This is a genomic window from Flavobacterium psychraquaticum (assembly GCF_034497725.1).
GTDB lineage: Bacteria > Bacteroidota > Bacteroidia > Flavobacteriales > Flavobacteriaceae > Flavobacterium > Flavobacterium psychraquaticum.
Map to the genome: position 1 here is coordinate 109,705 of NZ_JAXKVR010000027.1, position 19,256 is coordinate 128,960.

Genomic DNA, 19,256 nt, shown 5'->3' on the forward strand with positions numbered 1-19,256 from the left:
ATTTCTGTGTTTCAAATAAAAATTGTTTTTGATTTCAATTATTATTTATCTAATGCAATCATATTGGCTAATAATCTGTAAGCACCACTTACGCCTTCCGGCAATTCTCTAAAGAAACTTAAACCGGTGTAAATGTAATTTCCTTTTCCATATTTTGCGATTAATAATCCTCCTTTTTTAGAAGATTCGCCTTCATCATTCGATGCTAAAATAGGAATAAATTCGGAACTCCATTGGTTTGGATAATATAATCCTTGTTCTTGAACCCAACCTGTAAAATCTTTTTCGGCGATTTTATTCGGCGTGTTTAATACTTTATGAGTTGGTGCTAAGAAAGTTACTTTAGCGTTTTCATCGGTAACTCTGTCTTTAGAAAGTTGTAATTCAAAAGGAGCAAGTTCTTTGGTAACTAGATTGTTAGTCGTGTTGTATTGAATAATTAGATTACCGCCTTCGTTTACATAATTGAATAAAATTTTGTTCTTATATTTCAATTCGTCAATTACGTTGAACGCTCTAATTCCCAAGATTACTGCATCAAATTGTTTTAAATTTTCAGTTGTAATTTCGTTCGGACTTAAATTTGTAATCTGAAAGCCTAAGTTTTCTAAATTCTTATTTACTTCATCTCCAGCTCCCATTAAATATCCAATTTTTTTGCCTTTCGTTGTGATGTCTAATTTCACTAATTTCGATTGTGAAGGCACTAAAATCGTCTGCTTTGGAATGTGTGGATATTGAATTGTGATTAATTTATTGTCAAATATTTGATTTCCAATTGCTACTTTTGCACTTAAAGTCGTAGCAATTTCATGTTTGGTTGGATACAACGTGAAAGTGAATTTTTTCTCTTCATTTTTAGTGGCAATTTCAAAAGAAATTTCCTTTGGATTTATCTTCCAATCCGCCGGAATATTTAGTGATAAAACTCCGTTTACATTTGCTCGGTGAGCTTTTACAGTTACTGAAATTTCTTTTCCTTGTGTTCCATTAAATATGATAACTTCTGGTTCAATTTTAGAGGTTACATCTGGCAAAACGGTAAACGGAACATAGGTTTCCCCATCATCTGGATTGTTGAATTTATAGCTGATGTTTTTTACAAATTCAATAATTTTTCCTTCAATTTCAATGGTAAAAATGACTGGAAAACTAGTTGATATTTCCGGAAGAATTCGGATTGATTTGTCGGGAACTTGATACATTCCTTCGGTTTGTTTTTGCTTCAACCAAAATAAATTGGAGTAATCTACTTTATTTCCGACCACTAAATCCTTGAATTTGAAATTCAACCCTTCGTTATATTTTAAAGGCGTATTTTTAGTTTCATTTTTAAGGTTTAAAGCGTTTACCGAAATCAATTTTGCGTTCGATTGACTTCTATTAATTACTTCAATATTCAGGTTGAATTTACTGTCTTTTGTAGTCGTTTCGGTATCGGCAACGGCTTCCATAAACAAACCACTACAGGCTTCAATTACTTTAATAATTTGTTTTGATTTGATGGCTTTCCAATGCGAATCTTCTAAATTCTGAATTAATTCATACGCTTTGATCAAATTGGGAATGTGTACCGACGGGTTCCCGAAATTAAAGTTTTTTTCGATTTCATATAATATTTTTCCAATCGCTTCACCGCCTTGAACACGATTCCAAGAGGTATCGATTCCTTCAAAAAGATTGGTATTGCTTGGTAAATCTCCTTTTAATAATTCTAAATATTCCGTTTCGCCACCACGACTTCCCAATGTTCCAAAACCTTGACATTTGTGCTGACTTCTACTTAATGCGGCAATTTCGTTGTTACTTTTTCCCTTTAACGGATAATAAACATTGGAATTAATCGCTAATAATTTAGATTTATCGGCTGCATCAAAAGCCTCTTGGCTTCCATAAAACCACCAAGAAGTATTAAAAAATACGCGTTTTGGTTGGTGTTTTACTAAATCAAACGCTTCTAAACTCAGCATTGCCGATGCCGTATGATGTCCGTGCGTAGTTCCTGGCGTATTGTGGCTGAAACGATTTACAATTATATCTGGACGAAAGGTTTCGATTACTTGAACCACATCTTCCATTACTTCATCTTTGTTCCAAATAGCAAAAGTTTCGTTCGGTTCTTTTGAAAATCCAAAGTCATTCGCACGCGTAAAAAACTGTTCGCCGCCATCAATTCTTCGGGCTGCCAAAAGTTCTTGTGTTCTGATGGCTCCGAGTTTTTCTCTTAATTCGGTTCCGATTAAATTTTGTCCGCCATCGCCACGCGTTAACGATAAATAAGCTGTTTGTGCGTGATAATGATTTGAGAAATAGGTAATAAGTTTTGTATTCTCATCATCTGGATGAGCAGCTACATATAACACTTTTCCTAAGAAATTCAGTTTTTGCAATTGCTCAAAAGTTTCCACAGCATTTAATTTTTGTGGTGCTTGAGCAAGAGCTATTGTTGTAATAAAGAAGAGTAATAATGAGGTAACTTTTTTAATCATAACATTGGATTTGTTTCAAAAATAGGGAAATAAAAAAAAGGAAGTTTTGATTGCTTCCTTTTTAACATTAAATTATAAATTGATTTAGTCAAAAAACTCCTTTTCGATGTTGGTTCTATAAATTACGGAAATTCCTTTTTGCATAATTAGGTTGTTGGGATAGGTAATTACCTCACCATCTTCCGATTTTAAAACCATATAAAACGCTTTAATATCATAAATTTCCCCTTCAACAGGATGTTCTTTATCGTGTACTTTTATTTTATCGCCAATTTTAAAGGGGTAGGAAAAGAAAATGATAATTCCGGCCGTAACATTACTTAAAATGGACCACTGTGCAAAAGCCGCGACACCGACAACAGCAAAAATAGAAGAAAGTATAAGAAAAATTTGATCTTTTTTTACACCCCAAATAATTATAATAGAAAGTAGTGCTAAAATTAAGAGCAACAAATGTATGTACTTAACGATTAATTTAGTGCGTTGATCTAGGGAATGATTTAGACTAGCAAATTTGTAAATTAATTTCGTAATACTAATTCGTAAAATAACATAGATTAATAACACAACTAAGGACGCAATTTCCTCTTGTAAATACGGATTGTCTATTAGTTTAAGCATAATTCATTAGTTTTTGAAATAGCATTTCGGTTGGTAATCCTACTACATTTGTATACGACCCTTCAATTTTTGAAATACCGATTAAGCCAATCCAATCTTGAATTCCGTAACTTCCGGCTTTGTCAAGTGAATTATAATTCGTGATGTAATAAAGAATAGCTTCATCCGATAAAGCGTTAAAAGTAACTTTGGTAACACAATGAAAAACTTCTGTTTTTTCAACCGATTTTAAACATACGGAAGTAATTACTTCGTGCGTTTGATTCGCTAATTTTTGTAACATTTGAAAAGCATTTTCCGTATCTTTTGGTTTACCCAAAGCTTCTCCGTTTAACCAAACAATAGTATCGCTAGTGACTAAAATATCGTTATCTTTTAAATCTTTTTCGAAGGCTTCTGCTTTTAATACTGCTAAAAAGTCAGTAATTTCTTCTGCTTTTAAGTGATCGGGATAAATTTCTTCAATTTCTTTCAATTGAATGGTAAAATTCAAATCCATTTCTTTGAAAAACTGCTGTCTTCTGGGTGAACCCGAAGCTAAAATGATGTTTTTATGTTGTAATAGTGTACTAAGCATTTTGTAAATTATAAACGATTACGGCAACAGATAAAATTCCGAAAAATAACACCAGTTTTAAAACCATACTCAAATGATGGAATTCGTCTTTAGCTTTTGCAGTGCTTAATTTTGCACCGAAATAAACTAGAGGTCCAATAATAAATACCAAAGCGTAATAAATGGTATAATCCAATTCGTATAGACTTGTTTTTAAATAATAAGCTAAAAGTAAAACCGCAATTACGGTTAAAATACCTGCGATTGTTTTGGTTTTTTGAATTCCGATAGCAATAGGCAAAGTGTTCATTCCGGTTTGATAATCGCCATCAAGATCTTCCAAATCCTTTACAATTTCACGAATTAAGTTGATGATAAAAGCAAAAATGGCATAATCCATCAAAATACTAAACGCTTCTTTCATTCGAAGTCTGTTGTCTTGATCAATTGCTGGTAAAATATCGAAAAACGCAATAATCACGATACTTACGGAAAGTAAAGCTGCTACAATAATATTGCCAACAACTGGAATTTGTTTTAAATTAGTTGCATAAACATATAATAATGTCGCCACTAAAATAAACATTGAAGCGAATGTTGGTTTGTAGATTACATTCGATAAATAAAATCCAATCGCAACGCCTAAAATGGTTAAACCAATGTACCAATTGTAAGCTACAGTTTCCGAAACAGAAACGCCCACTACACGATTTTGAGGCTTAGAAATGGCATCGGTTTCTTGATCCATAATATTGTTAATTACGTAACCACCAGCAGCAATACTTACAGTTGCAATAATTAATAAGATGTAGTTGAAATCTGTCAACGCCAAGTCAACGGCTGATTGTTTTAAGAATAAATACCGAAATACCAATTGCATAAAAGCAAGAAGTAGTAGGTTTTGGTAGCGTATTAGGTTTAAATATTTCATTCTTTGAAATGTATATTGTATTGATGTAAATTGTATAATGTAATTAAAGTCGATTGTTACTAGCTAATATACTTTATAGGTATATTTCACAATCGGTAGCAGCTAAGTGAAAACTGAGAACCGACAACTGAGAACTAAAAACTTAGTCACTTGCAGAAGCATCAAAATGTTCCATCCATTTGCCTTGTACTTTCATTACTTGTTCGATTACATCGCGAACGGCACCTTTTCCACCATCCACGTGGGAAATATATTTTGAAAGGCCTTTGATTTCCTGAACTGCATTTTGCGGACAAGTTGGTAATCCAACCAATTGCATCACGTGATAATCCGGAATATCATCGCCCATATACAATACATTTTCGGGGTTGATGTTGTAAATATCCGTAAATTCTTTAAAAGTTTCAACTTTGTCTGGAACACCTAAATAAATATCGGTAATGCCTAAATTTCTCAAACGCACGCGAACTCCTTCATTACTTCCGCCCGAAATAATACAAACCGTATACCCATTTTCAAGAGCCGCTTTCATAGCATAACCATCGCGAATGTTCATATTTCGAAGCATTTCACCAGTTGGCGATACGTGAATAGTTCCATCAGTAAGTACACCATCAACATCAAGCACAAAAGTGGTGATGTTGTTCATTAATTCCTTATAACTTTTTGACATTTTGAATCGATTGCGTTAGTAATTCGTATATTTTTTTATAATGGTCATTTTCTAAAAAGGCCAAATGCTTTTCAATCGTTTTAGTATCATTTCGCAAGGCCGGACCCGTTTGTGCTTCGGAAGGCGAAAGTTCCTTTATTTTTTGGGCTGTTTCCTGAATTAAGGGATGCAACACTTCAAAAGGAATATTGTTTTCTTCACAAATTTGATTTCCGATTTGATACAAATGATTTACAAAATTACACACAAAAACTGCCGAAACGTGCAAACTTCTGCGTTGCTCCGAACTAATAGCAAATACTTTTTTACACAGCGTTTTAGCTACTTGTTCTAAGAGTTGGTAATCTTTTTTATTTTCTGCCTCCAAACACATCGGAATAGGAGTGAAGTCAACTTCTTTGTTTTTGGAAAAAGTTTGCAAAGGATAAAATACGCCTTTTCTATTTTTATCGGATAAAATCGTAATATCTGATGAACCCGAAGTATGAACTACCAAGCGATTTTCAAAAGGCAAATGTTCAGAAACTTCAGCTATAGCATTATCTGAAACCGAAATAATATATAAATCAGCTTCGACAATTTTTTGATAATCCGATGTGATTTTATCTTGTGGAAGTAAATGAGTCAAATGACTTGGCGTTCTTGCAAAAGCCTGAACTAATTCAATTTCCTTTGAAGCTGCCAACGCTTTTATTAAGTGTTGGGCCACATTTCCTGAACCAATTATAACAACTTTAATCATTTCGCTAAAATAGTGAATTTTGAATTTATTTATACTAAAAAACTCCCAATTCATTTGAATTAGGAGTTTTTATATTTTAAATTACTGAACACTGAACACTGAACACTGAACACTGAACACTGAACACTATCTCAAACTCGCTCCCAACTGACTTTCAAAATTATTTTGCAATTTGCTCATAATTTTATCAATTTGAGTATCCGTCAATGTTTTTGTATCGTCTTGTAAAATGAAACTTACAGCATAAGATTTTTTACCTTCTGGTAGCTTATTACCTTGATACACATCGAATAAATTGATGTCTTTTAGCAAGCTTTTCTCCGTTTGTTTGGCGATGTTGAAGATTTGTTCAAATTGAACGTTTTCATCTACTAACAAAGCAAAATCACGTTTTACTTCCGGATATTTTGGAATCGCTGTAAATTTAATTTTGTTCGAAATGTATTTTTGAATCTTACCCCAATTGAAATCAGCATAAAATACCTCTTGCTTGATGTCGAAATGTTTGACAATCGATTTTTTTACCGTTCCAAATTCTACGATTACTTCTTTTCCAATTGCTAAAGCTAAACCTTCGGCAAAAACGTCGTTTTCGAAAGGCAAAGTGGTTAGTTTTTTATCTACTCCAACACGACTCAAAACCGCCATCACATAACCTTTAAATAAAAAGAAGTCAGATTTTTCTTGTGCTTTCAACCAGCTTTCGTTGTTTCTATTTCCAGTTACGGTTAACGTTAAGTGTTTGTTTTCTTCATAAGATCCTGCAATACTATGATACGTTTTTCCAAATTCAAAGAACTTTAAATCACTTCTTTTTCTATTGCTATTAAAAGAAACGGCTTCCAAAGCGGAGAACAATAACGATTGACGCATTGCTGATAATTCAGTACTCAACTGATTTAACATCAATACATTATGCTCTTCTTTCAGTTGCTCTGAAAGTTTAATATAATCGGGCGTAGTTAATGAATTCGCCATCATTTCGTTAAAACCTAACGAACACAATTGGTCAGCAATTACATTTTGAACATTGTGTTCTGCTGTTCTAACTGAATTTGAAATTGTAGCGTTTAACTTCGAAGGAATTGCGATATTATTATAGCCATAAACACGAAGAATTTCTTCTACGACATCAATTTCACGGGTAACATCTACTCTATAGCAAGGAATGCTCAAACCTAAACCAGTTTCTGTAATATTATTTACTTTAATATCTAAAGAAGCTAATATTTTCTTGATGGTTTCTGGCTTAATTTCTTCACCAATAATTTTATTTACTTTATCAAAATGAATGAAAACACTAAAGTCTTCTATCTTTTTCGGATAAATATCTATGATGTCTGATGTGATTTCTCCACCTGCCACTTCCTGAATTAACAAAGCCGCACGTTTCAACGCATATTCTGTAATTGTTGGATCAATTCCTCTTTCAAAACGGAATGAAGCATCGGTATTTAAGCCGTGTCTTTTAGCCGATTTTCGAATTGAAACCGGATTAAAATAAGCACTCTCTAAAAATATTTCACGTGTACGTTCAGTAACACCTGATGACTTTCCGCCAAAAACTCCTGCAATACACATTGGACCTACTTCGTCACAAATCAGTAAATCTTCTTCGTGTAAAGTGCGTTCTACATCATCTAAGGTGATGAATTTTGTACCTGCGGGCATTGTTTTCACAATTACTTTATTGCCTCTAATTTGAGAAGCATCAAAAGCGTGCAAAGGTTGTCCTAATTCGTGTAAAACGTAATTAGTAGCATCAACAATATTGTTTTTTGGTGTTAAACCAATCGATTTTAATCTGTTTTGCAACCAACTTGGCGATGGTTTCACCGTTAATCCAGAAATAGTTAGTCCACAATATCTTGGTGCTAATTTGTCGTTTTCTACCTTAACGTCCATTTTTAAGGTACGCTTTTCTACTTTGAATTTACTCACGGAAGGCGTCATCAATTCCAGGTGTGTTCCTTTTTGAGATAATCCCGCTTTTAAGTCTCTCGCTACGCCCATATGCGACATAGCATCAGCACGGTTTGGTGTTAAACCAATTTCGAAAACTTCATCTGTTTCAATATCAAATACTTTAGATGCTTTAGTTCCTGGTAATAAATCTTCCGATAGCATCATAATTCCATCGTGACCTTCGCCAATTCCCAATTCATCTTCAGCACAAATCATTCCGTGACTTTCTTGACCACGAATTTTTCCTTTCTTAATTTCGAAACCAACTCCTTCTTTATCATATAGTTTAGTTCCAATTGTTGCTACAGGCACTTTTTGACCAGCAGCTACATTTGGAGCCCCACAAACAATTTGAACGGGTGGATTTCCATCGCCCAAATCAACAGTTGTGATTTTTAATTTATCGGCATCCGGATGTTTTTCGCACGTTAAAACGTGACCAATAACCACACCTTCTAAACCACCTTTTAAACTTTCAAATCGGTCTACACCTTCAACTTCCAAACCTAAATCAGTTAGGATTTCAGAAATTTCTTCAGATTTTAGATCAGTTTTAATAAATTGTTTTAACCAATTGTATGATATACGCATTTGAATCGAATTTTAAGACTGCAAATATAGTTTAAAGTTTAGGAGATTAAAAGCTAAAATTCACTTTTTCAACAGGGATATAAAACACTTAAAATAGCATTTATTGATTAGTAAACCCTTCACGTTTTTCTAGGTTTTTTTTCGCACGCAATTATCCTATATAAAATCCTTTTGTTATCATTAGTTATTCTAATTATAATTGGATTTTTTAAGTGTAATAAGTAGTAAGGTTGAGTTGCTTTAAAGTCTTTTTTATAAGCACTTTACAGCTACTTTATTAAGCTTCACACAAATTACCAAGATGTTAAAAACTATGCTGAATTGTGAATAAGTTTGGCTTTCATTTCTGAGTTTAAATGCTAAACTTTGTAAAAATAAAAAGCAATACTTTTAGTACGGAATGCAGCAGCAACTTGTAAATAAAGAATTGTAAATTTTATTTTAAGTAAGGTGATTCCTTTTAAATTTTTAACCTAAGAAGCCGTATCAGCCATGGAAACAGAAGTAGAACAATTAAGACAGCAAATAGCACTACAAAACAGTACTATTGCCCTTTTAAAAGAGAATGAAAGCCGCATTAAATGGCTTGATGCCGCTACAGTGAAGCAGCGTTTTAATATCAGTGATACCACACTTTACCGCTATCGTGTTAAAAAGAAAATACCTTTTTCAAAACTAGGTGGTCGCTTTTTATATCCCGAAAGTTTTTTTACCAAGTCGTTAATGGCTAAGATGGAGAATAAGGAGCTTTTGTGAGTTTTTAGTGATTAGTTTTCAGTTTATGGTTTTTGATAGTTTTTAATACTAGTTTTTCTTCGCAAACCTTTTCTCCCCACAATCTTGTCATCCTGTAAGGATCTCGCACAAACAGCTTCCGCTTTCAGTGTTCAGTATTCAGTGTTCAGTTTTTTGATAGTTTTCAATACTTTTTTTCTCCGCAAACCTTTTCTACCTTCTAATTCTCCAATACATTTTCCCCTTTGGGTGTTACGGGCTGCCCCACAATCTTGTCATCCTGTAAGGATCTCACACAAAAAGCTTCCGCTTTCAGTGTTCAGTGTTCAGTTTTTTGATAGTTTTCAATACTTGTTTTTCTCCGCAAACCTTTTCCACCATCTAATTCTCCAATAGATTTCCCCCTTTGGGGGTTAGGGGGCTGTCCTACAACCTTGTCATCCCGCAAGGATTCCACACAAACCTTTTCTACCATCTAATTCTCCAATACAGTTCCCCCTTTGGGGGCTAGGGGGCTTTCCGCAACCTTGTCATCCTGTAAGGATTCCACACAAACCTTTTCCACCATCTAATTCTCCAATACATTTCCCCCTTTGGGGGCTAGGGGGCTTTCCGCAACCTTGTCATCCCGCAAGGATCTCACACAAACCTTTTCTATCTTCTAATTCTCCAATACAGTTCCCCTTTGGGGGCTAGGGGGCTTTCCGCAATGGAGGCTAGGGGGCTTCCGCTTACTTTCCTCGTACTTTCTTCGCAAAAACCGCCTTTTTGCGAAGCTGTTGCGAACAAACTACGAACATGTTACGAAGAAATCACCTATAAAGTGCTACTCAACTAGTCCTTTCCTATCAAAAGCGGTCGAAACCATTCAAAGTCGGTCAAAACCTTTCTTCTTTGGGCTATTGCTTGCAGTTCCAACCCATATCATTCAAAAGCTGTTATTGTGTTTCAAAACACTGTAAATCAATTTACTAGATTTTAAATACTTGTTTTAATCTGGTGGCTGTACTAGTTTTGTATTGTTCAAAGAAGGCATGCATCGGCGAACAAAATAAATAAGTAATAATTTTAAAATTTTAAGAGGTATGGGAACGTACAGTAAAGGAATTCTTGGAGCATTTTCAGGAAAAGTAGGCCCGGTAGTAGGGGCAAATTGGCGCGGTAAAGACGTAATGCGTAGTTTACCTAAAAAAAGCAAACGTAGGGCTAGTGCCATTCAAATGCAACAACGGCAAAAGTTTGGGATGGTATCCGAACTTTTAAACGGTTTACAGCCGGTTATTAAGCGGTATTATGGTTCGGATGGCGGTCTAAAAACCCGAAGAAATCAGCTTATGTCTTATTTATTGAAGGAAGCTTTGCTTTATAACGACCCTGATTTTGAATGGAATTTTACCAAAGTGCTGGTAAGTAGAGGTGATTTGCTAGGTATAAATGCGGGAAGCGTTAGCGCCGTTTCGGGCGGTATTTTAGATTTTGAGTGGACAGACAACAGTGCACAAGGGGAAGCCGAAGCCACCGATAAATTAGTTGTAGTAGTTTATGAGCCTACTAGCAAAACAACGGTTTACAGTTTAAATGCAGGCTCGCGCGATGCGGAAGCAGCTGCTTTGGCCTTGCCCGATTATCTAACGGGTTTAGCCGTGCATGTTTGGGCTTTGTTTGCTGCAGTCGATGACAAACGTTTTGCCACAAGTACCTATTTAGGGACAACTACTGTGATTTAAACTTACTTTTAATTAGTGTTCAAAGTAAGGGACAAAAACGCATTGCCAGTACTGGTAGTGCGTTTTTTTATTACGTGATTTAGAGATTCTAGCATCTCCAATTGGCAACGACCCAAAAAAGAAAAAGCGACAAGTCTGAGTTGCCGCTTTGAATGTTTTCACAACGGAATAATCCTTATTGTGAATTGCTTCAAAATTGTAATACAATATTACAAAATATTTTTTACATATTCGCTTTGTATGATTTTTTTTGCTAAATTTAGTCTTTGTTTTAAATTAAAAAGCTTCAAAGAATGAAAAAAATATTAGGATTAGATTTGGGGACAACTTCAATTGGATGGGCATTTATTGGGGAAAGCGAGAATGAAAATGAATGCTCAAAAATTATTAATGCAGGAGTGCGTATAGTCCCTCTGACTACTGATGAAGAAGCCGATTTTAAAAAAGGAAATACTATATCTGTAAATGCAGACAGAACTTTAAAACGTGGAGCAAGAAGAAGTTTACAACGTTTTAAACAAAGGCGCAATGCATTATTAGAAACTTTTAGAGATATAAAATTTATATCTTCAAATTATGTCTATGCTGAAACAGGTAAGCTAACCACATTTTCATCGTATCAATTAAGAGCTAAAGCTGCTGTAGAAATGGTTTCTAAGGAAGAATTAGTTCAAGTCTTGTTGATGTTAAATAAAAAAAGGGGTTATAAAAGTAGTAGGAAAGCGAAAACAATAGAAGAAGGCAGTGCAATAGACGGAATGAAAATTGCCAAAGAAATTTTTGAAAATAATTTGACTCCGGGACAATGGGTTTATAATAATTTATCAAAAGGAGGTAAATTTATCCCCGACTTTTATCGCTCAGATTTGCAACAAGAATTAGAAAGAATTATAAATTTTCAAAATAAATTTCATTCGGAAGAAATAAATAATGAATTATTACAAGAAATTAAAGGTAAATCAAGAACACAAACTTCAGGACATTTTACCAAAGTACTTAAAATTGAGCTAGCAGAAAACAAAGGAACAAGAGAAGAAGCTAAATTACAGCATTATAAATGGCGAAATGAAGCTTTGACAAGCGAACTCGACTTGAAAGTTTTAGCGTTTATTATTACAGAAATAAATAATCAAATTAACCAATCTAGTGGTTATCTTGGTGCAATTAGCGACAGGAGTAAGGAATTGTATTTCAATCAAGAAACAGTTGGTCAATTTCAATACAAACAACTGACAGTTAACGCACATGCTAAACTAAAAAATCAAGTTTTTTACAGGCAAGATTATTTAGATGAATTTGAAAAAATTTGGGAAACACAAATGAAGTTTCATCCAGAGTTAAACGATAAATTAAAAAGAGAAATTCGAGATATTACTATTTTCTACCAACGTAAATTAAAATCTCAAAAGCATTTAGTGAGTTTTTGTGAATTTGAAAAAGGACACAAAGCTATTCCAAAATCGTCCCCATTATTTCAAGAATTTAGGATATGGCAAAATTTAAACAATATTGTGGTTAAAAATGAGAGCACTAAAGAGCCTTTTTTATTAGGTGAAGACTTAAAAAAGATTTTAGCACAAGAATTGTCATTCAAAGAAAACATGACAGACTCACAACTTTTATCGTTTTGTAATTTAAAGAAAGGAAGTTATACCGTTAATTTCAAAAAAATTGAAGGTAACAGGACTAATGCTGCTATTTATAAGGCTTTTGAAAAGATTTTAGTAGTAGAAGGTTATGATGATTTGGATTTTTCAAAATTGGAAGCTGCAGAAATAAAAAAAATTATTGAAACTGGCTTTTCAGATTTAGGAAATAATGTAGCTATTCTTGACTTTGACCCAGCGATGCAGGGTAATGATTTTGACAAGCAACCATATTATCAGCTATGGCATTTATTATACGCTGCAGAAGAAGATGATTTTTTAAAAAACGCTTTGATGAGTAAATTTGGTTTTAAAGAAAATCACATTCCTTTCTTGTTAAACATTCAGTTACAAGCTGATTATGGTAGTTTGAGCGCTAAAGCCATCAAAAAGGTTTTACCTCATTTAATGGATGGTCATATTTATGATAAAGCGTGTTCATTAGTTGGTTATAATCATTCTTCATCACTAACAACAGAACAAAATAATGAGCGCGTATTGAAAGATACTCTTGAATTACTCAAGAAAAACAGCTTAAGAAATCCTGTGGTTGAAAAAATACTTAATCAAATGATTAATGTAATTAATGCCATTATAAAAGACCCAAGTATGGGGAAACCAGATGAAATTCGTGTAGAGTTGGCTCGTGAGTTGAAAAACAATAACGAGCAACGCAGCGAAATGACAAAAGCGATTAATAAAAATACTATAGAACACGAACAAATTAAAAAATTGTTGCACAATGAGTTTGGCATTAATCGTGTTACTAGAAATGATATAATTCGCTACAAACTCTGGAAAGAAACTGATGGGATTTCTCTCTACACGGGTAAACCAATTGAGCCCTCGAAGTTATTTACAAAAGACTACGATATTGAACACATTATTCCAAAATCACGTTTGTTTGATGATAGCTTTTCAAACAAAACCATTTGTGAGCGCCAATTAAATATTGACAAAAGTAATAAAACAGCCTATTCGTTTTTACAAGAGAAACTAACAGCAGAAGAGTTTGATCAATTTGAAAAGCGTGTGAAAAGTATGTTTGGTAAAATTAGTCGTACCAAACAAAACAAACTTTTAATGGCTGATAATGAAATTCCAGAAGGATTTATAGATCGTCAATTAAGAGAAACCCAATATATTGCTAAAAAAGCTAAAGAAATACTATTAGAGGTTTCTAGAACTGTAACGGCAACCATTGGAAGCGTTACCGATAAATTGCGTGAAGATTGGGAATTAGTCGATGTTATGAAAGAACTTAACTGGGAAAAATATGATAAACTAGGATTAACGCATATTGAAGAAGGTAAAAATGGCGAACGCTTGTATAAAATTAAGGATTGGTCTAAACGAAATGACCACCGTCATCATGCAATGGATGCCTTAACTGTTGCGTTTACAAAACCAGCCTATATTCAATATTTGAACAACTTAAATGCGAGAACAAACACGGATAAAAAAGGCCTATCTATTATTGGAATTGAAAATAAATATTTAAAAAAAGACAAGAATAATAAACTTCGTTTCATTGAACCACTGCCTAATTTTAGAGAAGAAGCTAAAAAACAGTTAGAAAGCATCTTAATTTCTTATAAAGCAAAAAACAAAGTAGTAACAAAAAATAAAAACATTACTAAAAAAGGCGGCGGTACTAATCAGAAAATACAATTAACACCAAGAGGACAATTACATAAAGAAACAATTTACGGTAAATTACAACAATATGTAACTAAGGAAGAAAAGGTAAATGCAAGTTTTACAAAAGAATATATCCAAAAAGTTGCTAAAAAAGAATACCGAGAGGCCTTACTGAAACGATTGGAAGAAAATGACAATGATCCTAAAAAGGCTTTTACAGGAAAAAATGCTTTAAGCAAAACACCTATTTATCTGGAGACAAAAGACAATGCGATACTTCCAGAAAAAGTAAAAACAGTTTGGTTAGCATCGGATTACACCATACGAAAAGACATTACACCTGATTTAAAAATTGATAAAGTAATTGATGTTGAATTAAAAACCATACTTCAAGATCGTTTGTTAGCATTTGGAAACAACCCTAAAAATGCATTTGTAAATCTGGATGAAAATCCAATTTGGCAAAACAAAGAAAAAGGAATAGCAATAAAACGTTTAACTATTAGTGGTGTGAGCAATGCCCAAGCTTTGCATACAAAAAAAGACCATTACGGTAATGAAATATTAGATGAAACCGGAAAACCAATACCCGTTGATTTTGTGAGTACTGGAAATAACCACCATGTAGCTATCTACAAAGACGAAAAAGGGAATTTACAAGAAGAAGTGGTTTCTTTTTACGATGCTGTCGTAAGAAAAAACTTAGGACTTTCAATAATTAACAAAATACACGAAAAAGGCTGGGAATTCTTATTTAGTATGAAGCAAAATGAATATTTCGTATTTCCTTCTGATGATTTTAATCCAAACGAAATAGATTTGTTAGAACCTAAAAATTATCATATGATTAGCCCAAATATGTTTAGAGTTCAGAAAATAGGTTCGAAAGATTATATGTTTAGACATCATTTGGAAACACAATTACTAGATAATAATCAATTAAATAACATTGCTTACAAAAGAATTAGAAGCCCAAAAGAACTATCAAAAACAATTAAAATTCGTGTCAATCATTTAGGGCAAATTGTTCAATTAGGAGAATATTAGTTATGATAAAACGCACCCTTTTCTTTGGTAACCCTGCTTATTTAAGTACTAAAAATGAGCAAATCGTAATTTCTTATCCCAACCAGGAGCAAGAAACCAAAACTGTGGCTATCGAAGATATAGGGGTTATCGTTTTGGAAAACCAACAAATTACCATTACCAATGGCTTATTAGAAAAATTAACTAATAATAATGTTGCATTAATTAACTGCAACCAACAGCACATGCCCATTGGTCTGTTGATGCCTTTGAGTGGGCACACCAAACAAACCGAACGTTTTAAACATCAAATTAATGCGTCTGTTCCCCTAAAAAAAAACCTTTGGCAACAAACCATTGCGTCCAAAATTAGAAACCAAGCCGGACTGCTAAAAGAAAGAGGAATTCCAATGCGAAAGATGGAACTTTGGGCAAAAGAAGTAACATCGGGTGATGCATTGAACCACGAGTCAAGAGCCGCAGTTTATTATTGGGAGAAACTGTTTAAACTTGATAACTTTACTAGAGGTCAGAAAGAGCTACCTCCAAACAACCTATTGAATTACGGTTATGCCATTTTAAGAGCCATTACAGCCAGAGCGCTGGTTAGTTCAGGCTTACTGCCCACACTGGGTATATTTCATCATAATAAATATAACGCCTATTGTTTAGCGGATGATATTATGGAACCCTATCGTCCGTATGTAGATTTAATAGTTTGCCATATCTTAGAAACGGAAGATCATGTAGAAGAATTGACGATAGGCATAAAAAAGGAACTGTTGAGTATTGCAAGTATTGACGTTGTAATTGATGGAAAAAATAGCCCTTTGATGGTAGCAATGAGCCGAACAACCAATTCATTGCAGGAATGTTTTGAAGGGAGTTCCCGGAAAATTTTATACCCAGTTTATGTATGAGGAACATTATACGCGTTTAAACCAATATAGAAGTTTGTGGATATTAGTATTTTTTGATTTGCCAACAGAAACCCGAAAGGAACGTAAAATAGCTTCTGGCTTTAGAAAGAAATTATTAGACGATGGCTTTTCTATGTTCCAATTTTCTATTTATATGCGTTTTTGTGCTAGCAGAGAAAACGCTGAGGTACATTCTAAACGCATTAAAAATAATCTTCCTGAACATGGGAAAATAGGAGTGATGCAAATTACGGATAAGCAATTTGGCATGATGGAACTTTTTTATGGAAAAAAACCGGTTGAAACCGAAAAACCTTCACAACAATTGGAGTTATTCTAAGAAGTAGGATTTTAAAAAGCAGTGAACTAACTACGTTTTAATAAAAAATGTAGCTTCTTTTTAAATTCAAAATAAGCTTATAACTACCAGCATATCAAAAGATTAACTTGCGGTATGTTGGAAATTATAAGCTAAAATACAATTTTGAAAGCAATTCACAACCTGTATCCTCTTTATTAATGTCTTTGATAGTTGGAAATTATAAGCTAAAATACAATTTTGAAAGCAATTCACAACCCTTTGTATGGTACTGCCTTTGCCTTTTTGTTGGAAATTATAAGCTAAAATACAATTTTGAAAGCAATTCACAACTAAAACAGACTTAAAAAAAACTTAAAAAAGTTGGAAATTATAAGCTAAAATACAATTTTGAAAGCAATTCACAACAAAAACATTGGAAGGCTGTAGCTGGAGGTGGTTGGAAATTATAAGCTAAAATACAATTTTGAAAGCAATTCACAACCTTGAAATCTTAAGCGGTTCTTTAGATAAGTTGGAAATTATAAGCTAAAATACAATTTTGAAAGCAATTCACAACGGCATTGGTGTCTGTAGATTCCTCACTAAAGTTGGAAATTATAAGCTAAAATACAATTTTGAAAGCAATTCACAACCTGGGCGTAATTGTATAATTAATTTACTAAGTTGGAAATTATAAGCTAAAATACAATTTTGAAAGCAATTCACAACCATTTGTGTGCTTATTGTGGTTATTCTTAAGTTGGAAATTATAAGCTAAAATACAATTTTGAAAGCAATTCACAACACTGCACTTTGTCCATCGTCATCTTCTGAGGTTGGAAATTATAAGCTAAAATACAATTTTGAAAGCAATTCACAACAAAGGAATTATTGCATCTGAGCCTGAGCCTGTTGGAAATTATAAGCTAAAATACAATTTTGAAAGCAATTCACAACAACTTTCTTCTTCCAGTTTTCTTAAGAACAGTTGGAAATTATAAGCTAAAATACAATTTTGAAAGCAATTCACAACTAGAATTTTGAAATGGTTTCCGTATAGTTCGTTGGAAATTATAAGCTAAAATACAATTTTGAAAGCAATTCACAACCCTACTGCATCAATTCCACCAATGTAACTAGTTGGAAATTATAAGCTAAAATACAATTTTGAAAGCAATTCACAACGTTTCGTTGACCACTTCACAAAGTCTTTTGGTTGGAAATTATAAGCTAAAATACAATTTTGAAAGCAATTCACAACAACAGTCCACTTTTATCTAAAAGTAGCGCAGTTGGAAATTATAAGCTAAAATACAATTTTGAAAGCAATTCACAACAAAGGATTTGACAAAGCACCTAAAAATTCGTTGGAAATTATAAGCTAAAATACAATTTTGAAAGCAATTCACAACTTTCTGTTATTTCTTGTATTTCAGAATAAGTTGGAAATTATAAGCTAAAATACAATTTTGAAAGCAATTCACAACCAGAAGGATATAAAGATTTCTTTATTGATGGTTGGAAATTATAAGCTAAAATACAATTTTGAAAGCAATTCACAACGGGAAAACATTAGATTTGTTAAGTGGAGGGGTTGGAAATTATAAGCTAAAATACAATTTTGAAAGCAATTCACAACGTTAATGAAATATCTAAATATTTGGTAGAAGTTGGAAATTATAAGCTAAAATACAATTTTGAAAGCAATTCACAACAATTGGTTGGAAGTTTTAACAATGCTGAGTGTTGGAAATTATAAGCTAAAATACAATTTTGAAAGCAATTCACAACCCCTACGACGTTTGCACCTTTAGAAATTGGTTGGAAATTATAAGCTAAAATACAATTTTGAAAGCAATTCACAACACAATTGCAAATATATGTAAATAAAATGATGTTGGAAATTATAAGCTAAAATACAATTTTGAAAGCAATTCACAACTGGGAGATGAAACTACCAAAGAGATAGATTGTTGGAAATTATAAGCTAAAATACAATTTTGAAAGCAATTCACAACATGTAATTGGTGATGCAAATCAAATAAAAAGTTGGAAATTATAAGCTAAAATACAATTTTGAAAGCAATTCACAACTATGTTGAAGAACCAAGAGAAAAAAACAGAGTTGGAAATTATAAGCTAAAATACAATTTTGAAAGCAATTCACAACACATACGGAATATATTTTTTCGTAAATGTGTTGGAAATTATAAGCTAAAATACAATTTTGAAAGCAATTCACAACCAATGGACATTTGTTGGTGCACAAGAAAACGTTGGAAATTATAAGCTAAAATACAATTTTGAAAGCAATTCACAACGAGGCCGCATCAGCAACGTAGTTTTGATTCGTTGGAAATTATAAGCTAAAATACAATTTTGAAAGCAATTCACAACACCAGTTGTATTTGAAACTATAACCAAATGTTGGAAATTATAAGCTAAAATACAATTTTGAAAGCAATTCACAACAATACAAGCGAATATTTTTTAAATTCTAATGTTGGAAATTATAAGCTAAAATACAATTTTGAAAGCAATTCACAACCTGCATTTTATTCTCATTTTTTTATACTTGGTTGGAAATTATAAGCTAAAATACAATTTTGAAAGCAATTCACAACAGAATGCAAAACGAGGTTGTAATTGGAGAAGTTGGAAATTATAAGCTAAAATACAATTTTGAAAGCAA

The 19,256-nt window shown here is 33.0% G+C and carries 12 protein-coding genes and 1 CRISPR repeat array (1 of these 13 running past the window's edge); of the genes, 5 read left to right on the top strand and 7 right to left on the bottom strand.

Annotation, left to right across the window (positions count from 1 at the left end; genetic code table 11):
- Positions 1–41: 41 nt before the first annotated feature.
- The 7 genes from T1L09_RS06550 to pheT form a co-directional block, all read right to left on the bottom strand.
- Complete coding sequence (locus tag T1L09_RS06550) at positions 42–2,489, bottom strand: PIG-L family deacetylase (RefSeq protein WP_322550158.1); 2,448 nt, start codon at positions 2,487–2,489, stop codon at positions 42–44.
- An 84-nt stretch (positions 2,490–2,573) separates the two neighbouring features.
- Positions 2,574–3,110 (bottom strand): mechanosensitive ion channel domain-containing protein, encoded by a 537-nt coding sequence (locus tag T1L09_RS06555; RefSeq protein ID WP_322550159.1) that lies wholly within the window; start codon positions 3,108–3,110, stop codon positions 2,574–2,576.
- Positions 3,103–3,687 carry a Maf-like protein gene (locus T1L09_RS06560; RefSeq protein ID WP_322550160.1) on the bottom strand — a complete coding sequence of 195 codons (585 nt, stop codon included), beginning with the start codon at positions 3,685–3,687 and terminating at the stop codon, positions 3,103–3,105. The genes T1L09_RS06555 and T1L09_RS06560 overlap by 8 nt, the downstream gene beginning before the upstream one ends.
- Positions 3,680–4,597 (bottom strand): geranylgeranylglycerol-phosphate geranylgeranyltransferase, encoded by a 918-nt coding sequence (locus T1L09_RS06565; protein WP_322550161.1) that lies wholly within the window; start codon positions 4,595–4,597, stop codon positions 3,680–3,682. Before T1L09_RS06565 ends, T1L09_RS06560 begins: the two co-directional genes overlap by 8 nt.
- A gap of 142 nt (positions 4,598–4,739) precedes the next feature.
- Positions 4,740–5,270, bottom strand: a complete 531-nt coding sequence (locus tag T1L09_RS06570; RefSeq protein WP_322550162.1) for a KdsC family phosphatase — start codon at positions 5,268–5,270, stop codon at positions 4,740–4,742.
- A complete protein-coding gene (locus T1L09_RS06575; RefSeq protein ID WP_322550244.1) occupies positions 5,254–6,012 on the bottom strand; it encodes a Rossmann-like and DUF2520 domain-containing protein in 759 nt (252 codons plus the stop codon). Before T1L09_RS06575 ends, T1L09_RS06570 begins: the two co-directional genes overlap by 17 nt.
- 126 nt (positions 6,013–6,138) lie before the next feature.
- On the bottom strand, positions 6,139–8,568 hold the full coding sequence (gene pheT / locus T1L09_RS06580; protein WP_322550163.1) for a phenylalanine--tRNA ligase subunit beta: 2,430 nt from the start codon (positions 8,566–8,568) through the stop codon (positions 6,139–6,141).
- A gap of 492 nt (positions 8,569–9,060) precedes the next feature.
- On the opposite strand from pheT, the gene T1L09_RS06585 reads away from it, so the two are divergent.
- The 5 genes from T1L09_RS06585 to cas2 all read left to right on the top strand — a co-directional run bounded on the left by T1L09_RS06585 (position 9,061) and on the right by cas2 (position 16,603).
- Complete coding sequence (locus T1L09_RS06585) at positions 9,061–9,324, top strand: helix-turn-helix domain-containing protein (RefSeq protein WP_322550164.1); 264 nt, start codon at positions 9,061–9,063, stop codon at positions 9,322–9,324.
- Positions 9,325–10,388: 1,064 nt separating this feature from the next.
- Positions 10,389–11,030, top strand: a complete 642-nt coding sequence (locus T1L09_RS06590; RefSeq protein ID WP_322550165.1) for a DUF6266 family protein — start codon at positions 10,389–10,391, stop codon at positions 11,028–11,030.
- A gap of 293 nt (positions 11,031–11,323) precedes the next feature.
- Positions 11,324–15,364: a type II CRISPR RNA-guided endonuclease Cas9 gene (gene cas9, locus T1L09_RS06595; protein WP_322550166.1), complete on the top strand. Its 4,041-nt coding sequence runs from the start codon at positions 11,324–11,326 to the stop codon at positions 15,362–15,364.
- A 2-nt stretch (positions 15,365–15,366) separates the two neighbouring features.
- Positions 15,367–16,263 (top strand): type II CRISPR-associated endonuclease Cas1, encoded by an 897-nt coding sequence (gene cas1 / locus T1L09_RS06600; RefSeq protein ID WP_322550167.1) that lies wholly within the window; start codon positions 15,367–15,369, stop codon positions 16,261–16,263.
- Positions 16,256–16,603: a CRISPR-associated endonuclease Cas2 gene (gene cas2 / locus T1L09_RS06605; protein ID WP_322550168.1), complete on the top strand. Its 348-nt coding sequence runs from the start codon at positions 16,256–16,258 to the stop codon at positions 16,601–16,603. The genes cas1 and cas2 overlap by 8 nt, the downstream gene beginning before the upstream one ends.
- A gap of 116 nt (positions 16,604–16,719) precedes the next feature.
- A CRISPR array of direct repeats spans positions 16,720–19,256; the repeat unit is 46 nt; unit sequence GTTGGAAATTATAAGCTAAAATACAATTTTGAAAGCAATTCACAAC; it runs 1,068 nt beyond the window's last position.